At 63.9% G+C, this 14,863-nt stretch carries 13 protein-coding genes; 9 read left to right on the top strand and 4 right to left on the bottom strand.

The window, feature by feature from the left end:
- The first annotated feature begins 27 nt into the window (after positions 1 to 27).
- Entirely contained in the window at positions 28 to 453 is a 426-nt protein-coding gene (locus ABIA90_RS30040; RefSeq protein WP_354119050.1) for a DUF1330 domain-containing protein, read from the top strand.
- Between the two features lie 138 nt (positions 454 to 591).
- Here the strand turns inward: ABIA90_RS30040 and ABIA90_RS30035 are convergent, their stop codons facing one another.
- The 3 genes from ABIA90_RS30035 to ABIA90_RS30025 form a co-directional block, all read right to left on the bottom strand.
- Positions 592 to 1,818, bottom strand: coding sequence for an ABC transporter substrate-binding protein (locus ABIA90_RS30035; protein ID WP_354119049.1), 1,227 nt, complete (start codon positions 1,816 to 1,818; stop codon positions 592 to 594).
- Positions 1,819 to 2,092: 274 nt separating this feature from the next.
- The gene (locus ABIA90_RS30030) at positions 2,093 to 3,319 is read right to left on the bottom strand and encodes an ABC transporter substrate-binding protein (RefSeq protein WP_063980046.1); all 1,227 of its coding nucleotides are present in this window, start codon (positions 3,317 to 3,319) and stop codon (positions 2,093 to 2,095) included.
- Between the two features lie 147 nt (positions 3,320 to 3,466).
- Positions 3,467 to 3,823 (bottom strand): DUF1304 domain-containing protein, encoded by a 357-nt coding sequence (locus tag ABIA90_RS30025; RefSeq protein ID WP_187388035.1) that lies wholly within the window; start codon positions 3,821 to 3,823, stop codon positions 3,467 to 3,469.
- 98 nt (positions 3,824 to 3,921) lie between these two features.
- Between ABIA90_RS30025 and ABIA90_RS30020 the strand changes: the two genes are divergently transcribed.
- Positions 3,922 to 4,452 carry a methylated-DNA--[protein]-cysteine S-methyltransferase gene (locus ABIA90_RS30020; protein WP_166347775.1) on the top strand — a complete coding sequence of 177 codons (531 nt, stop codon included), beginning with the start codon at positions 3,922 to 3,924 and terminating at the stop codon, positions 4,450 to 4,452.
- Between the two features lie 8 nt (positions 4,453 to 4,460).
- On the opposite strand, the gene ABIA90_RS30015 is transcribed toward ABIA90_RS30020, so the two are convergent.
- A complete protein-coding gene (locus tag ABIA90_RS30015; RefSeq protein WP_354119048.1) occupies positions 4,461 to 7,253 on the bottom strand; it encodes a [protein-PII] uridylyltransferase in 2,793 nt (930 codons plus the stop codon).
- A gap of 188 nt (positions 7,254 to 7,441) precedes the next feature.
- Between ABIA90_RS30015 and ABIA90_RS30010 the strand changes: the two genes are divergently transcribed.
- The 7 genes from ABIA90_RS30010 to ABIA90_RS29980 all read left to right on the top strand — a co-directional run bounded on the left by ABIA90_RS30010 (position 7,442) and on the right by ABIA90_RS29980 (position 14,774).
- Positions 7,442 to 8,413: an aliphatic sulfonate ABC transporter substrate-binding protein gene (locus ABIA90_RS30010; RefSeq protein WP_354119047.1), complete on the top strand. Its 972-nt coding sequence runs from the start codon at positions 7,442 to 7,444 to the stop codon at positions 8,411 to 8,413.
- A gap of 235 nt (positions 8,414 to 8,648) precedes the next feature.
- Positions 8,649 to 9,494, top strand: coding sequence for an ABC transporter permease (locus ABIA90_RS30005; protein ID WP_354119046.1), 846 nt, complete (start codon positions 8,649 to 8,651; stop codon positions 9,492 to 9,494).
- Positions 9,495 to 9,498: 4 nt separating this feature from the next.
- Positions 9,499 to 10,284: an ABC transporter ATP-binding protein gene (locus ABIA90_RS30000; protein WP_354119045.1), complete on the top strand. Its 786-nt coding sequence runs from the start codon at positions 9,499 to 9,501 to the stop codon at positions 10,282 to 10,284.
- Positions 10,285 to 10,338: 54 nt separating this feature from the next.
- Positions 10,339 to 10,848 carry an OsmC family protein gene (locus tag ABIA90_RS29995; protein WP_028149375.1) on the top strand — a complete coding sequence of 170 codons (510 nt, stop codon included), beginning with the start codon at positions 10,339 to 10,341 and terminating at the stop codon, positions 10,846 to 10,848.
- Positions 10,849 to 11,024: 176 nt separating this feature from the next.
- Positions 11,025 to 11,840, top strand: a complete 816-nt coding sequence (locus ABIA90_RS29990; RefSeq protein WP_354119044.1) for a hypothetical protein — start codon at positions 11,025 to 11,027, stop codon at positions 11,838 to 11,840.
- Positions 11,841 to 11,944: 104 nt separating this feature from the next.
- A complete protein-coding gene (locus ABIA90_RS29985) occupies positions 11,945 to 12,658 on the top strand; it encodes a GrlR family regulatory protein (protein ID WP_354113298.1) in 714 nt (237 codons plus the stop codon).
- Between the two features lie 439 nt (positions 12,659 to 13,097).
- On the top strand, positions 13,098 to 14,774 hold the full coding sequence (locus ABIA90_RS29980; RefSeq protein WP_354119043.1) for a methyl-accepting chemotaxis protein: 1,677 nt from the start codon (positions 13,098 to 13,100) through the stop codon (positions 14,772 to 14,774).
- The last annotated feature ends 89 nt before the right edge of the window (positions 14,775 to 14,863 follow it).

Raw genomic sequence — 14,863 nt, 5'->3', positions numbered from 1 at the left:
GCCCGCATAAAGCAAGAGGGAACCGGCATGGGCCATATCGATCCGAGCAAGGAGATTTTCGCGCAGTTCCGGGACAACGACCGCCCCGGCCCGATCCACATGCTCAATCTGGTGCGCTTGCGCGAAGAGGCGGCCTATCCGGACGGCCGCAAGGCGACCGGCGCGGAAGCCTACGCGGCCTATGGCCGCGACAGCGGCCCGGTGTTCGAGCGCCTCGGCGGCCGCATCGTCTGGCAGGGCAAATTCGAGCTGATGCTGATCGGCCCGCAAGAGGAGCGCTGGGACCATTGCTTCATCGCCGAATATCCGAGCGTTGCCGCCTTCGTCGAGATGATCCGCGATCCCGTCTATCGCGAAGCGGTGAAGCATCGCCAGGCCGCGGTGGAGGATTCACGGCTGATCCGGCATGCGGTGCTGCCGGTGGGGAAGAATTTTGGGGAGATACCTTCTTAATTCGTAGGGTGGGCAAAGCGCCGGGGTGCGCGAGTGCGCATCCCGGCGTGTGCCCACCACCTTCGTCGCGATCGTAGAGAGATGGTGGGCACGACGCTTGCGCGTCTTTGCCCACCCTACGACATGCGCCTTCGCCGCCTAACCCGCCGGGCCCGCGTCCTCCAGGATCGGGCCGAACAGCTCCCAGCGTTCGCCGTTGAACTTCATCATCTGAAGCTGCTTGTTGACGCGGTAGTCGGTCGGCGAGGTGTTGGCCTTGATGCCGGGCAGCGCAGTGTCACTGACGACGTCCTTCAGCGACGCGGCCTGCTTCATGACGTTCTCGCGCGTCAGGTCGTCGCCGCACTGCTTCAGCACATGGACCAGCAGCTGCGCCGTGCTGTAGCCGTAGGTGTTGAAGTTCGAGTCCTTGTCGCCGTCCGGATAGTACTTCGCCATGAAGTCGAAATACCTCTTCAGGCCGGCATCGTCCTTCCAGGTCGGATCGAGCGGTTCCTTGCCGTAGTTGACGCTGATCAAGCCCTTGGCGGCATCGAGGCCGGCCGGCTTCAGCACCGCGCCGACCGAAGTGGCGTTGATGTCGACGATCTGCACCGGATGCCAGCCCATCTCGGCGATCTTCTTGATCGCCTGTGCGGCCTGCTTCGGCGTGGTGGCGCTGAAGAACAGATCGGCGCCGGCGTCCTTGATCTTGAGGACCTGCGAATCGACGGTCGGATCGGAGACTTCGTAGGAGGCTTCGGTCACGATCATCTTGGCGGCCTTGTCGCCGAGGCCGGCCTTGATGCCGTTCAGATAGTCCTTGCCGAGGTCGTCGTTCTGATAGAGCACGCCGATCTTGGCGTTGGGATGCTCCTTCAGAATGTACTGGCCGTAGATGCGGCCTTCGACGAAGTAGTTGGGATTGAAGCCCATGGTCCACGGGAAGTTCTTCGGATCGGTGAACCTCGATGCGCCGGTGGCCGCGAACAACTGCGGCACCTTCTTGGAATTGAGATATTTCTGCACCGCCGCGTTCACAGGCGTGCCGATGATCTGGAAGGTCAGCAACACCTCGTCGCTCTCGACGAGCTTGCGGATCTGCTCCACGGCCTTCGGCGGCGAGTAGGCGTCGTCATACTGGATCAGATTGATCTTGCGACCGTTGACGCCGCCCTGGTCGTTGATCATTTTGAAATAGGCGGCCTGGGTCTTGCCGATCGACGAATAGGCCGACGCCGGTCCCGAAAACGGCATGGTCTGTCCGACCTTGATCTCGGTGTCGCTGGCGCCCGGATCATATTTTTTCTGGGCACTGGCCGCGGTGACCGACAGCGCCAGGGTCAGCGCCGTTGCCGTGGCCAGATGCAGCATTCCATTCCTCATTCGCAATTTCCTCAGTTTGTTATTGCCGATGATCTGCCCGGGTGCTCTTGCGCACAGGACGTCACCGCTGAGGGCGATTGTGGATGAGGCGTTGCTGCAACGCAAGGTGGGTGGAGACGCGCAGTTCGTAGGGTGGGTTAGCCTTGCGACTGCGCGAAGCGCAGTCCGCCAGGCGTAACCCACCACTTCTGTTGCCGCGGATGTCGAAGAGGTGGATTACGCCGAGCAGATGCGCTTTTGCGCATCTGCAGGGCTAATGCACCCCACGAAGTTACTAACCCGCCGGGCCGTTGTCCTCGATGATCGGGCCGAACAGCTCCCAACGCTCGCCGTTGAACTTCATCATCTGCATCTGCTTGTTGACGCGATAATCGTTCGGCCCGGTGTTGATCTTGATGCCGGGCAGCGCGAAGCTCGGGGTGAAGTCCTTGATGTTGGCGACCTGCTTCATCACGTTCTCACGCGACAGGTCGTCGCCGCACTGCTTCAGCACCTGCGTCAGCAACTCGGCGACCGAATAAGCATAGGTGTTGACCGTGTTGAGCTTGTCGCCTTCGGGGAAATACTTGTCCATGAAGGCGAAGAACGCTTTCACGCCCGGATCGTCCTTCCACTGCGGGTCACTCGGCTCCTTGCCGTATTGGGTCGAGATGATGCCCTTGGAGATGTCGAGGCCGGCCGGCTTCAGCGTCGCCGAGATCGGGCTCGCATTGATGTCGAGGATGTGCACCGGCGTCCAGCCGAGCTCGGCCACCTTCTTGATGGCCTGCGCCGCGAACTTCGGCGTCGAGGCATCGTAGAAAAGATCTGCGCCGAGCGACTTCAGCTTGACCACCTGCGAGTCGACGGTCGGGTCGGTGACCTCGTAGGACACTTCGCCGACGATCATCTTGGCGGCCTTGTCGCCGAGGCCGCTCTTGAGGCCGGCGAGATAGTCGCGGCCCATGTCGTCGTTCTGGTAGAGCACGCCGATCTTGGCATTGGGGTGATTGGCGAGAATGTACTTGGCGTAGATGCGTCCCTCGGACACGTAGTTGGGATTGTAGGCGATGGTCCAGGGATAGTTCTGCGGATCGTTGAAACGTGCGGCGCCGGTGGAGGCCAGCAGCTGCGGGATCTTCTTGCCGTTGAGATATTTTTGCACGGCGGCGTTCGCGGCCGTGCCGATGATCTGGAAGGTGAACAGCACCTCGTCGCCTTCGACGAGCTTGCGCACCTGCTCGACCGTCTTCGGCGGCGAATAGGCGTCGTCATACTGGATCAAATTGATCTTGCGGCCGTTGATGCCGCCCTGGTCGTTAATCATCTTGAAGTAGGCGGCCTGGGTCTTGCCGATATTGGCGTAGACGGAATAGGCGCCGGAGAACGGCACGGTCTGGCCGATCTTGATCTCGGTGTCGCTCGCGCCGGTGTCATATTTCTTCTGGGCGAGGGCTTGGCTGGCGGAGAATGCGAAGGCGAGCGCCGCCGTGGCAGCTATGAAGGCTCTGCGATTGTTCATCTTGGTTGTTCCTCCTGACGGAATTTCCGGTCGACGGTCTTTTCCCGTTGATTGCAACGGTCGCCATCGCTGTCGGAGAGTGTGGAGGAAGGTCCGGCGCCGCGCAAGGATCGCGACGCTGCGCCGTAGCGTCTCAGGTCACGAGAATCAGGTCAGAAACAGCGCAACCAGCGCGATCGCCGCCGGCAGCGCCTGCACGAGCAGGATGCGGGTGCTGACGGTCGCCGCGCCGTAGGCGCCGGCCACGATCACGCAGAGCAGGAAGAATGCCTTGATCTGGAACGCGAAGGCCGGGTTGCCGTGGACGAGGCCCCAGATCAGGCCGGCGGCGAGGAAGCCGTTATAGAGCCCTTGGTTGGCCGCCAGCACCTTCGTGATCTCGGCCTTTTCAGGCGTATTGCGGAATGTCTTCAAGCCAAGCGGCTTGTCCCAGAGAAACATCTCCAGGATCAGGAAGTAGGCATGCAGTGCGGCGACCAGCGCCACCAGGACATTGGTGATCAGAATCAAGTTGAGCCCCCCAAAGCGTCAGCTTTCGGGTGGACGTTAGCACGGCTGCCATGGCAAGTGCGATGGCGTGTTTTCGATGGCCTGGTGTCGCAATGCCCGCTCGATCAACCAAACCGCCTGAACGATTCGGCCTCGATCGCCTGACGACGCCGATCGGGATCGCGCTGCTCGTCACCGATGCCGAGGGCGCCTTGCGTGCGCTCGACTGGGAAGACTACGAGCACCGCATGCGAGGGCTGTTGCGCCTGCAATACGGCGCCGTGGATCTGAGCGATCTGCCTGCGCCGACGGAGATGCGGACGGCGCTGTCGGGTTATTTCGAAGGCGATCTCGGCCAGCTCTCGGGCGTCGCATGGCGCATCGCCGGCACGCCTTTCCAGCAAAGGGTCTGGACCGCGCTCGCGCAAATTCCTGCCGGTACCACGATGAGCTATGGCGCGATGGCCGCAAGGATCGATATGCCCAAAGCCATTCGTGCCGTAGGCCATGCCAACGGCTCAAACCCGATCAGCGTGGTGCTGCCCTGTCACCGCCTGATCGGCGCGGATGGCTCGCTGGTGAAATATGGCGGCGGGCTCGAGCGGAAGCGCTGGCTGCTGCGGCATGAGGGGGTAGAGATTTAGCTCTCTCCTTACGCCGCCGGTGCAGCAATCGCCTTGTCGCCGGCCATCACGTGGGTCAGCGCGCTCTTGATTGCGGACTGGCGCGTCGGCGCGTTGATCTGCGCGCCCAGGAGGTCGGTGACGTAGAACACGTCGCGGGCGCGCTCGCCGAAGGTCGCGACATGGGCCGAGGCGATGTTGAGGTTGAGCTTCGAGATCGCGGTGGTCAGCTCGTAGAGCAGGCCGGGGCGGTCGAGGCCGGACATCTCGATCACCGTGTAGCGGTCGGACCATTGGTTGTTGATGGTCACTTCCGGCTCGATCGTGAAAGGCCGCGCCTTGCTGCGCACGGTGCGCCGCGCCACCACTTCGGGCAGACGCAGCTTGCCTTCCAGCACGTCCTCGATCATCTCGCCGATGCGCGTGGCGCGCCGGCCCTCGTCCTCGTCACGATCGTATTCCCTGGAGATCGAGATCGTGTCGAGCGCGCGGCCGTCGGTCGTCGTGTAGATCTGCGCGTCGACGATGTTGGCGCCGGCCGAGGCGCAGGCGCCGGCGATGATCGAGAGCAGCCAGGGATGGTCGGCGGCGAAGATGGTGAGCTCGGTGACGCCGCGCACCTCGTCGAAGCCGACATTGATCGCGAGCTTGTGGCCGGCCTGTTCGCTGGAGCGGACGAAGCGGGCATGGCGGATCTTCCGCGGCAGCTCGACCTTGAGCCAATAGGCGGGATAGTGCCGGCCGATATAGGCATCGAGCTCGTCCGCCGGCCACTCGGCGAAGGCCATGCGGAATTCGGCGTAGGCGGCCGTCAGGCGCTTGCCGCGGTCGACTTCCGAGAAGCCGCCGGTCAGCACCGGTTCGGTTTCATAATAGAGAGAGCGCAGGAGCTGCGCCTTCCAGCCGTTCCACACGCCCGGGCCGACGCCGCGGATGTCGGCGGTGGTCAGGATCGTGAGCAATTTCATCTGCTCGACCGACTGCACCACGGCAGCGAAATTCTCGATCGTCTTGCGGTCGGAGAGGTCGCGCGACTGCGCGACCGTGGACATCGTCAGATGTTCCTCGATCAGCCAGGCCACGAGCTCGGTGTCGGCCGCGCTGAAGCCGAGCCGCGGGCACAGCCGGCGCGCCACCTTGGCGCCCGCGATCGAGTGATCCTCCGGCCGTCCCTTGGCGATGTCGTGCAGCAGCGTCGTGATGTAGATCACCGCACGGTGCTCGGGCCGGATCTTGCGGAAGAGATCGCTGGCGACCGTGAACTCCTCGATGCCGCCGCGCTCGATGTCCTGCAGGAAGCCGACGCAGCGGATCAGATGCTCGTCGACAGTGTAGTGATGATACATGTTGAACTGCATCATCGAGACGATCTTGCCGAAGGCGCGGATGAAATGGCCGAGCACGCCGGTCTCGTTCATCCGCCGCAGCACGATCTCGGCGTTGTCGGAGGTCAGGATCTCCATGAACAGCCGGTTGGCTTCCGGGTTCTCGCGCAGCTGCGCGTTGATCAGTCCGAGCGAGCGCGTCACGTCGCGCATCGCGTCCGGATGGAAGGCGAGGTTGTTCTTCTGCGCCAGGCGGAAGATCCGGATCAAATTGACCGGATCGTGCTTGAACACGTCGGGCGCGGCGACGTTGATGCGGTTGTTGTCGACGAGGAAGTCGTCGCTGTCGGGGACGCGGCGCTTCGCGGGGGCGGGGCGCAGCCGCGCCATCATCCGGCTCAGCACCGGCGCGGGCTTGGCCTGCTGGTCCTCGAGCTTGGCGCACAGGATGGCGGTGAGGTTGCCGACTTCCTTGGCGACCAGGAAGTAGTGCTTCATGAAGCGCTCGACGTCCTGCATGCCGGGATGCGAGGTGTAGCCGAGCCGGACCGCGATCTCGCGCTGGAGATCGAAGGAGAGGCGCTCCTCCGCGCGGCCGGAGTAGAAGTGCAGATTGCAGCGCACCGACCAGAGGAAGTCGGCGCAGCGGCGGAAGGTGCGGTATTCCTGCGCGTCGAACACGCCGCGCTCGACCAGCTCGTCGGTATCACGGACGCGGTAGACGTATTTGGCGATCCAGAACAGCGTGTGCAGGTCGCGCAGGGCGCCCTTGCCGTCCTTGACGTTGGGCTCGACCAGGTAGCGCGACTGGCCGCCGCGGCGGTGGCGCTCCTCGCGCTCGGCGAGCTTTGCGGTGACGAATTCGGACGCCGTGCCCTGCACCACGTCCTTATCGAAGCGCGCGACCAGTTCGTCATAGAGCGGCTGGTCGCCGGTCAGGAAGCGCGTTTCCAGGATCGCGGTGCGGATGGTCATGTCGCCGCGCGCCTGCCGGATCGATTCATCGACCGAGCGCGTGGCGTGCCCGACCTTCAGCCCCATGTCCCAGAGACAGTAGAGAATGGCCTCAGCCACCTGCTCACCCCAGGCGGTCTGCTTGTAGGGCAGGATGAACAGCAGATCGATGTCGGACTCCGGTGCCATCAGGCCGCGGCCATAGCCGCCGGTCGCGACCACCGCCATGCGCTCCGCGCCGCTCGGGATCGGCGAGCGGTAGAGATGCCGGGTCGCCGCCGAATACAGGATGCGGATGATCTCGTCCTGCACGTGGCACAGCCGCTCGGCGCAGCGCCTTCCGTGACGGTCCTTCAGCAGGATCGCCTGCGCCGCGGCGCGCGCCGCGATCAGCTCGGCCTTCAGCATTTGCGCCATGGCCGTGCGGAACGTGTCCTCGCGTCCCTGATGCTTCTCGGCGAGCGCATCGACCGCGGCGGTGATCCGCGCGGTGTCGAAGCGATCGTCCACCTCGGCCTTGTGCTCAGTCGCGACGCTGTCCATGTCTCACCGGATATAAGAGGTGACAGGCGCTGTCACCCGCCATTCTCTGGCAATAGTCGTTCCATGCTGGAAAAGGCCGGCCTCGGGCAAAATCGTTCTCGGCCGAGGGGCTTTCGGGATAGCGATTTTCTCGTTGACCTCTAGAAATAACTCATTGAAAAACAATGAAGTTTTTGAGGAGGCTGGGCATGACCGGGATTACACGACGCATTCTGTTGGCGGGGGCTGTTGCGCTCGCCATGACCCCTGCGGCACGGGCGGCGGATCCGCTCAAGGAAATCCGCATCGACTGGGCGACCTACAATCCGGTGTCGATGGTCCTGAAGCAGAAGGGTCTGCTGGAGAAGGAGTTCGCCAAGGACGGCATCAGCATCATTTGGGTGCAGTCGGCCGGCTCCAACAAGGCGCTCGAATTCCTCAACGCCGGCTCGATCGATTTCGGCTCGACTGCGGGCTCGGCGGCGCTGGTGGCGAAGATCAACGGGAACCCCATCAAGTCGATCTACGTCTATTCGCGTCCCGAATGGACGGCGCTGGTGACATCAAAGGATTCCAAGATCGCGAGCGTTGCCGATCTCAAGGGCAAGCGCGTCGCGGTGACGCGCGGCACCGATCCACACATCTTCCTGGTGCGCGCGCTGTTAGGTGCCGGCCTCACCGAAAAGGACATCACGCCGGTGCTGCTCCAGCACGCCGACGGCAAGACCGCGCTGATCCGCGGCGACGTCGACGCCTGGGCCGGCCTCGATCCGATGATGGCGCAGGCCGAGGTCGAGGAAGGTGCAAAACTGTTCTATCGCAAGGCGGATGCCAATACCTGGGGCATCCTCAATGTGCGCGAGCAGTTCTTGAAGGACTATCCGGACGCCGCCCGCCGCGTGCTCGCAGTGTATGAAGAGGCCCGCAAATATTCGCTGGCGAATTACGATGATCTGAAGAAGACCTTCATCGCCGTGACCAAGCTGCCGGACGCCGTCGTCGACAAGCAGCTCAAGGAGCGCACCGAGCTCACCCACAGCCGCATCGGCGCACCCCAGCGCGAGTCGATCCTCGCCGCCGGCCTTGCCCTCCAGCAGGCCGGCGTCATCGACGCCAAGGTCGACGTGAAGGCGACGCTGGATGCCCTGATCGACGACCAGGTCCCGCTGCCGACGAATTAGTTCTGCGCAAGAGGCAGGCGCGCGCAACAAACTCCGCTGTCGTCCCGGGGCGCGAAGCGAGCCCGGGACCCATAACCACAGGGCGTGGTTTGGCGCGAAGGCCGTCACTCCGGGTCCCCGTAACCATATCGCCCTGTGGTTATGGGCCCCGGATCTGCGCTTCGCTTGTCCGGGGCGACAACCGAGATTACCGCGCGCCCTTGCATTCCCCGACCAGACGCGCTTCCTACCGGCCATGATCTCCGACGCGCCAGTCCTGCAACAGACCTCGGAACCGGCCGAGAGCGCCGCCGCGCCCTCGCGGCTCGCGCGCTATGCGCGGCCGATGTTGGGGATCTTGCTGCCGCTCATCCTCGCGCTCGGCTGGGAGCTGGTGGTGTGGTCCGGCTGGTCCAACGGTCGTCTGGTGCCGCCGCCCTCGCGCGTGTTTGCGACCATCACCGAGCTCGCCCGCTCCGGCGAGCTGGTCCGCCACATCGCCGCGACGCTGTGGCGGGTCGGCCTCGGCTTCGCCTTCGGTGTGATCGCGGGCACCGTGCTCGGTGCCATCTCCGGCTATTGGTCGTTGGCGCGGCGGCTGCTCGATCCGACCGTGCAGGCGCTGCGTGCGATCCCTTCGCTGGCCTGGGTGCCGTTGTTCATTCTCTGGCTCGGCATCTTCGAGACCTCCAAGATCGCGCTGATCGCGGTCGGCGTGTTCTTCCCGGTCTATCTCGGCGTGATGGGCGCGATCCTTTCCGTCGATCGCAAGATCGTCGAGGTCGGCCGCACCTTCCGCCTCTCCGGATTCGCGATGATCCGCCGCATCCTGCTGCCCGCGGTGCTGCCGGCCTATGTCGTGTCCTTGCGCGTCGGCCTTGGTCTCGGCTGGATGTTCGTGGTCGCGGCCGAGCTGATCGGCGCCTCCGAGGGTCTCGGCTATCTCCTGCTCGACGGCCAGCAGCTCGGCAAGCCCGCGCAGATTTTGGCCGCGATCGTGATCTTCGCCATCCTCGGCAAGCTCACCGACTGGCTGATCGAGGTCGGGGCTGCGCCGTTCCTGCGCTGGCAGGACGCCTTCGGGCGCGCGAAGGGAGCGTAACGCGATGCTGGCGCTCGACCGGGTCAGCAAGACCTATCCCAACGGCGTGCAGGCGCTGGCGCGTTTTTCCGCCGAGATCAAACAGGGCGAGATCGTCGCCATCATCGGCGGCTCCGGCTGCGGCAAGTCCACGCTGCTGCGTGCCATCGCCGGCCTTGATCGCGCCAGCGCAGGCACGGTGACGCTCGACAGCGAGGCGATCAGTTCGCCGCATGCCAAGATCGGCATCATCTTCCAGGAGCCGCGGCTTTTGCCCTGGCTCAGCGTCGCCGACAATATCGGCTTCGGCCTTGCCGACCTGTCCGCGACCGAGCGGCGCGAGAAGGTGGCGCGCGCGCTCGCCCGCGTCGGGCTCACTGATAAGGCGCAGGCCTGGCCGCGCGAGCTCTCGGGCGGGCAGGCGCAGCGTGTCGCGATCGCGCGTGCGCTGGTGCCGCAACCGGAAGTGCTGCTGCTCGACGAGCCGTTCTCGGCGCTCGACGCCTTCACCCGCAGGGACCTCCAGGATCATCTGCTCGATCTCTGGGCCGACACCCGGCCGACGCTCATCCTCGTCACACATGACGTCGACGAGGCCGTGGTGCTGGCCGATCGCGTGCTGGTGATGCGGCCGCGGCCGGGCCGGCTGTTCGACCAGATCGAGATCAATCTGGGCCGTCCGCGCGACCGCAATTCGCCGCTGTTCGAGAATTTCAAGCGAAGTGTGCTGACGTCACTCGACCGTTCGCTTGACCGCAACGTGCCCGACCGTGACGCAACCCAGGGTCCCGGTCAGGCCATGTGGTGGTGACATTTTCTCTCTGAGCCGGTACATCGAGGGACGATTTTTCCGGGAGAGAACAAGATGGACGCCGCAGCACTGCGCCAGATGCAGGCCCCGATCAAGGAACGCTACAAGACCGATCCCAAGACCGCGATGATCACGCTGAAGGCCAAGGGCTCGACCGACAGCGAAGGCATCGCCTGCAAGGTCGAGACCGGCCGCGCCATCGCAATGGCTGGCCTGCATCCCGCCACCGGCGGCTCCGGCCTCGAGCTCTGCTCCGGCGACATGCTGCTTGAAGCGCTGGTTGCCTGCGCCGGCGTCACGCTGAAATCGGTCGCGACCGCCATCGAGATCCCGCTGAAGACCGGCAACGTCTATGCCGAGGGCGATCTCGATTTCCGCGGCACGCTTGGCGTCGACAAGGAGACCCCGGTCGGCTTCGCCGAGATCCGCCTGCGCTTCGAGGTCGACACCGACGCGCCGCAGGACAAGCTCGATCTGCTCCTGAAACTCACCGAGCGCTATTGCGTGGTCTACCAGACCATCAAGAACGGCCCGAAGGTTTCGGTGTCGATGCAGCGGATGTGACTTCCTGACCCTCCCCTTGAGGGGGAGGGTCGATCGCGCGCAGCGCGAGCGGGGTGGGGTGATCTCTCCACTCGGGCGCCGTATCCGTCGAGAGACTGTCATCCCACCCCGTCTCATATTTCGCTACGCTCCATATGAGCCGACCCTCCCCTTCAGGGCAGGGTAAGAAGCAAAAAATGCCTCCCGAGCTCCACTTCATCATCTTCCTCGTCCTGCGCATGGCGATCGCCGCGGCGTTCGTCGTGTCTGCGTCGTTCATCGCCGAGCGCACCGGTCCGGTGATCGGCGGACTGGTGGCGACCTTGCCGATCTCGGCCGGTCCTTCCTACGTCTTCCTCGCGCTCGACCATGACGCCGCCTTCATCGCGCAGGGCGCGCTGTCGAGCCTTCCGGTCAACGCCGCGACGATCGTCCTTGGGCTCACCTATGTCGTGCTGGCGCAGCGGAACAATCTGCTGGTGAGCGCCGGCAGCGCGGTCGCGGTGTGGATCGTGCTGGCCTCCATCATCCGCCTGTTCGACTGGACCCTGACCGCCGGGCTCGCCGTCAACCTGGTCGCCTTCGGCATCTGCATTCCGCTGCTCGCAAGGTACCGCCATGTGAAGATGCCGCTGGTGACGCGTCGCTGGTACGACATTCCATTCCGCGCCTCGCTGGTCGCGACGCTGGTTGCGATCGTGGTCTCGACCTCGGGCTGGGTCGGCCCGCGGGTGAGCGGCGTCATCGCGCTCTACCCGATCGTGTTCACCAGCATGATGGTGATCCTGCATCCGCGCATCGGCGGCCCGCCGACCGCCGCCGTGCTCGCCAACTCCGCCTGGGGCCTGCTCGGCTTCGGTCTGGCAATTGCGGTGCTGCACGTCGCCGTCATGCTGTTCGGCTCGGCGATCGGCTTGAGTTGCGCACTCGCCACCTGCATCGGCTGGAACCTGACGCTGTGGAGGATGGGACGACGGAAGAGGCCGATGCATCAGCCGCGCCGCGCTTCGTAAGGCGAGATACGCTACGCTTGGGACCTCAACCCTGCGTCAGGATAGTTAGTTACCCGGGCTGGCAGACCCGCTAAACTGGCAACAGAGCAAGATCGGGGCGTGCGGTGGAGGGATTGTACAAGGTCGAATACGATATCAACGACGGCTCCGGCCGCAGCGTGCTGTACGCCCATGCCGGGAAAATGCTTGGCGGCAACACGGCCTTCGCGCACTTCGGCACCTACGAGATTGTGGACGGCGAAATCGTCGCCAGGCTCCGGACGAAGCGCCACAGCCGGTCGCCGCAGCACAGGTCGCTGGTCAGTTCCGACGCCGTCACAATCAGCATTCGCGGTCGACCGCAGGGCAAGCTCTACCGCTTCGAGGGAGAAGTGGTCGAGGACGCCTCGGTGTTTCGCGCCGTGATGACGCCGCTCGGCGACGATGACGTTCCCCCACCCGGTGCGGTCGGCGAAGGCGGCATCGTCAGCGGACTCTATTCGATCGACATCCGGATGCTGGATGGAATTACCGGTGGCCATACCGGCGTGATGTTGCTGCGCGACGGCCGGATCCTCGGCGGCGATGCCTTCTTCTATTATCTCGGCGCCTATTCTTCGGCGAACGGTCGCTGGAAAGGTGAATTCGTCAATCAGGAACACACGCTGGCAAAGAGCGAGCATCCCTTGTTCGGTGGCTATGAGGTGGGCATCGGCTTCTCCGGCCACTGCGATGACAAGGGCGCCGACATGGAAGCGATCGCGCTCGCCGGCAAGCGCAGCATCCGCCTCGCCGCCACCTTGAAGCTGATCGAGCCGTTTGCCAGGGCGGGCCGCTGACGGCCGCCGGAAGGCGTTGCGTTAATGGGGCAGCATCCTGGACGGTAGTCGCGCGGAAAAGCGCGCGCGGGGCCGCAATCCGTTCATGTCGCGACGTCGCTAAGTATCGATTTGATCGTTGCTAATTCGCGTTTCGGCCGTTTCTTCCGCCGGCCATTTTCGGTTCCATCACTCCGTATTTCTTCGGAGATGGGCTGCCCGATTCCGATAGGTGCATTAATCTAAATTTGGTGCATTCCCCGTAAAGCTACTCGTCGGTTGTCGTTTCCGCGTTTGGGCGGACATGGGCATCAAGGCGGGTCCTCTGTACGCGTGAACGGACCCACATAGTTCACAGCTAGTCATATTCCAACGCTCGGTCTGTCCGAGGGCGTCCGCTCGCCTGTCTTTGAGGCGCGTTGCGCTGCGGCACCATGCGATCCATTCCGGAGATGTTTTGATGTTTGGTCGTAATTCCCATGGAAATGCCCAGGCACAGCTCGACGCCATCGGCCGTTCGCAGGCGACGATCGAATTTGCACTGGATGGCACCATCCTCACCGCGAACGAGAATTTCCTGAAGGCCCTGGGCTATGGGCTGGAGGAGATCAAGGGAAAGCATCACTCCATGTTCGTGCCCGCCGATCAGCGAGGCGGCGCGGCGTACAAGGCGTTCTGGTCCGCGTTGAAGAGCGGCGAGTTCCAGGCCGCGGAGTTCAAGCGGATTGCAAAGGGCGGTCGCGAGATCTGGATCGAGGCGTCGTATAATCCCGTGCTTGACGGCGGCGGCAAGCCAGTCAAGGTCGTGAAGATCGCGACCGATATCACCGCGAAGAAGATCAATGCCATGACGGAAGCCTCCAAGGTGTCCGCCATCGGCCGCGCCCAGGCCGTCATCGAGTTCAAGCTCGACGGCACTATCGTGACTGCGAACCAGAATTTCTGCCAGGCGCTCGGCTATTCGCTGGCCGAGATCGAGGGCAAGCATCACAGCCTGTTCGTAGCCCCCGCTGAGCGCGACAGCGCGGCCTATCGCGAATTCTGGGCCAGGCTCAACCGCGGTGAATACCAGGCGGGCGAATACAAACGTATCGGCAAGGGCGGCCGCGAGGTCTGGATCCTCGCCTCTTATAACCCGCTGCTCGACGAGAACGGCAAGCCGTTCGGCGTTGCCAAATTTGCGACCGACGTCACCGCGGAGAAGCTAAAGAACGCCGACCTCGCTGGTCAGATCTCGGCGATCGACAAGGCGCAGGCCGTGATCGAATTCAACATGGACGGCACGATCATCACCGCCAATGCCAATTTTCTCGGCACGCTCGGCTATTCGCTGACCGAGATCAAGGGCAAGCATCACAGCATGTTCGTCGAGCCATCGGAGCGCGACGGCGCTGCCTATCGCGAGTTCTGGGCCACGCTCAATCGCGGCCAGTACCAGGCGGCTGAATACAAGCGCATCGGCAAGGGCGGCAAGGAGGTCTACATCCAGGCCTCCTACAACCCGATCCTCGATCTCAACGGCAAGCCGTTCAAGGTCGTGAAATACGCCACTGACACCACGCGGCAGGTGCTGGTCCGCATGGGCAATGAGCGCGTCCGCGGCATGATGGAATCGGTCGCCGCAGGCTCGGAGGAGCTGAACGCGTCGGTGCGCGAGATCTCCGAAGCGATGACCAAGTCCCGCGAGACCGCGATGAGCGCGGTGGAGCAGGTTGCCTCTGCCGACGCGCAGGCGCAGCGGCTGACCGAGGCGGCGAAGGCGATGAGCGGCATCATCGAGATGATCAACAGCATTACCAGTCAGATCAACCTGCTCGCGCTCAACGCCACGATCGAATCGGCGCGCGCCGGCGAGGCTGGCCGCGGCTTCGCGGTGGTCGCTTCCGAGGTGAAGAGCCTCGCCAATCAGGCGAGACAGGCGACCGACAAGATCGGCCAGGAGATCGGCAGCCTCAACGGCATCTCCGGCGACGTCGTCAGCGCGCTCGGCTCGATCAAGCAGGCCATCAACAACGTCAGCGAATACGTCACTTCGACAGCCGCTGCCGTCGAGGAGCAGAGCACGGTCACGAACGAGATGTCGACGAGCATGCAGCGCGCCGCCGCGGAAGCTGCTGCGATGGCGGCAAGGGCGTAGCCAAGCGCGCAGAAGTCGTAGGGTGGGCAAAGGCGCGCTCTTCGCGCGCCGTGCCCACCATCTTCCCGCGAATTGGTCGTTGAATGGTG

This window comes from Bradyrhizobium sp. LA6.8, from assembly GCF_040547935.1.
Lineage (GTDB): Bacteria > Pseudomonadota > Alphaproteobacteria > Rhizobiales > Xanthobacteraceae > Bradyrhizobium > Bradyrhizobium barranii.
The sequence above is the reverse complement of the archived record's forward strand: the minus strand, read 5'-3'. Positions and strand labels throughout refer to the sequence as shown.

Coding starts and splice junctions, on each gene's coding strand:
- ABIA90_RS30040 (WP_354119050.1), top strand. CDS start 28: ATGGGCCATATCGATCCGAGCAAGGAGATTTTCGCGCAGTTCCGGGAC.
- ABIA90_RS29990 (WP_354119044.1), top strand. CDS start 11,025: ATGCCTCCCGAGCTCCACTTCATCATCTTCCTCGTCCTGCGCATGGCG.
- ABIA90_RS30010 (WP_354119047.1), top strand. CDS start 7,442: ATGACCGGGATTACACGACGCATTCTGTTGGCGGGGGCTGTTGCGCTC.
- ABIA90_RS30020 (WP_166347775.1), top strand. CDS start 3,922: ATGCCCGCTCGATCAACCAAACCGCCTGAACGATTCGGCCTCGATCGC.
- ABIA90_RS30000 (WP_354119045.1), top strand. CDS start 9,499: ATGCTGGCGCTCGACCGGGTCAGCAAGACCTATCCCAACGGCGTGCAG.
- ABIA90_RS30035 (WP_354119049.1), bottom strand. CDS start 1,818: ATGAGGAATGGAATGCTGCATCTGGCCACGGCAACGGCGCTGACCCTG.
- ABIA90_RS30015 (WP_354119048.1), bottom strand. CDS start 7,253: ATGGACAGCGTCGCGACTGAGCACAAGGCCGAGGTGGACGATCGCTTC.
- ABIA90_RS30005 (WP_354119046.1), top strand. CDS start 8,649: ATGATCTCCGACGCGCCAGTCCTGCAACAGACCTCGGAACCGGCCGAG.
- ABIA90_RS29995 (WP_028149375.1), top strand. CDS start 10,339: ATGGACGCCGCAGCACTGCGCCAGATGCAGGCCCCGATCAAGGAACGC.
- ABIA90_RS29980 (WP_354119043.1), top strand. CDS start 13,098: ATGTTTGGTCGTAATTCCCATGGAAATGCCCAGGCACAGCTCGACGCC.
- ABIA90_RS30030 (WP_063980046.1), bottom strand. CDS start 3,319: ATGAACAATCGCAGAGCCTTCATAGCTGCCACGGCGGCGCTCGCCTTC.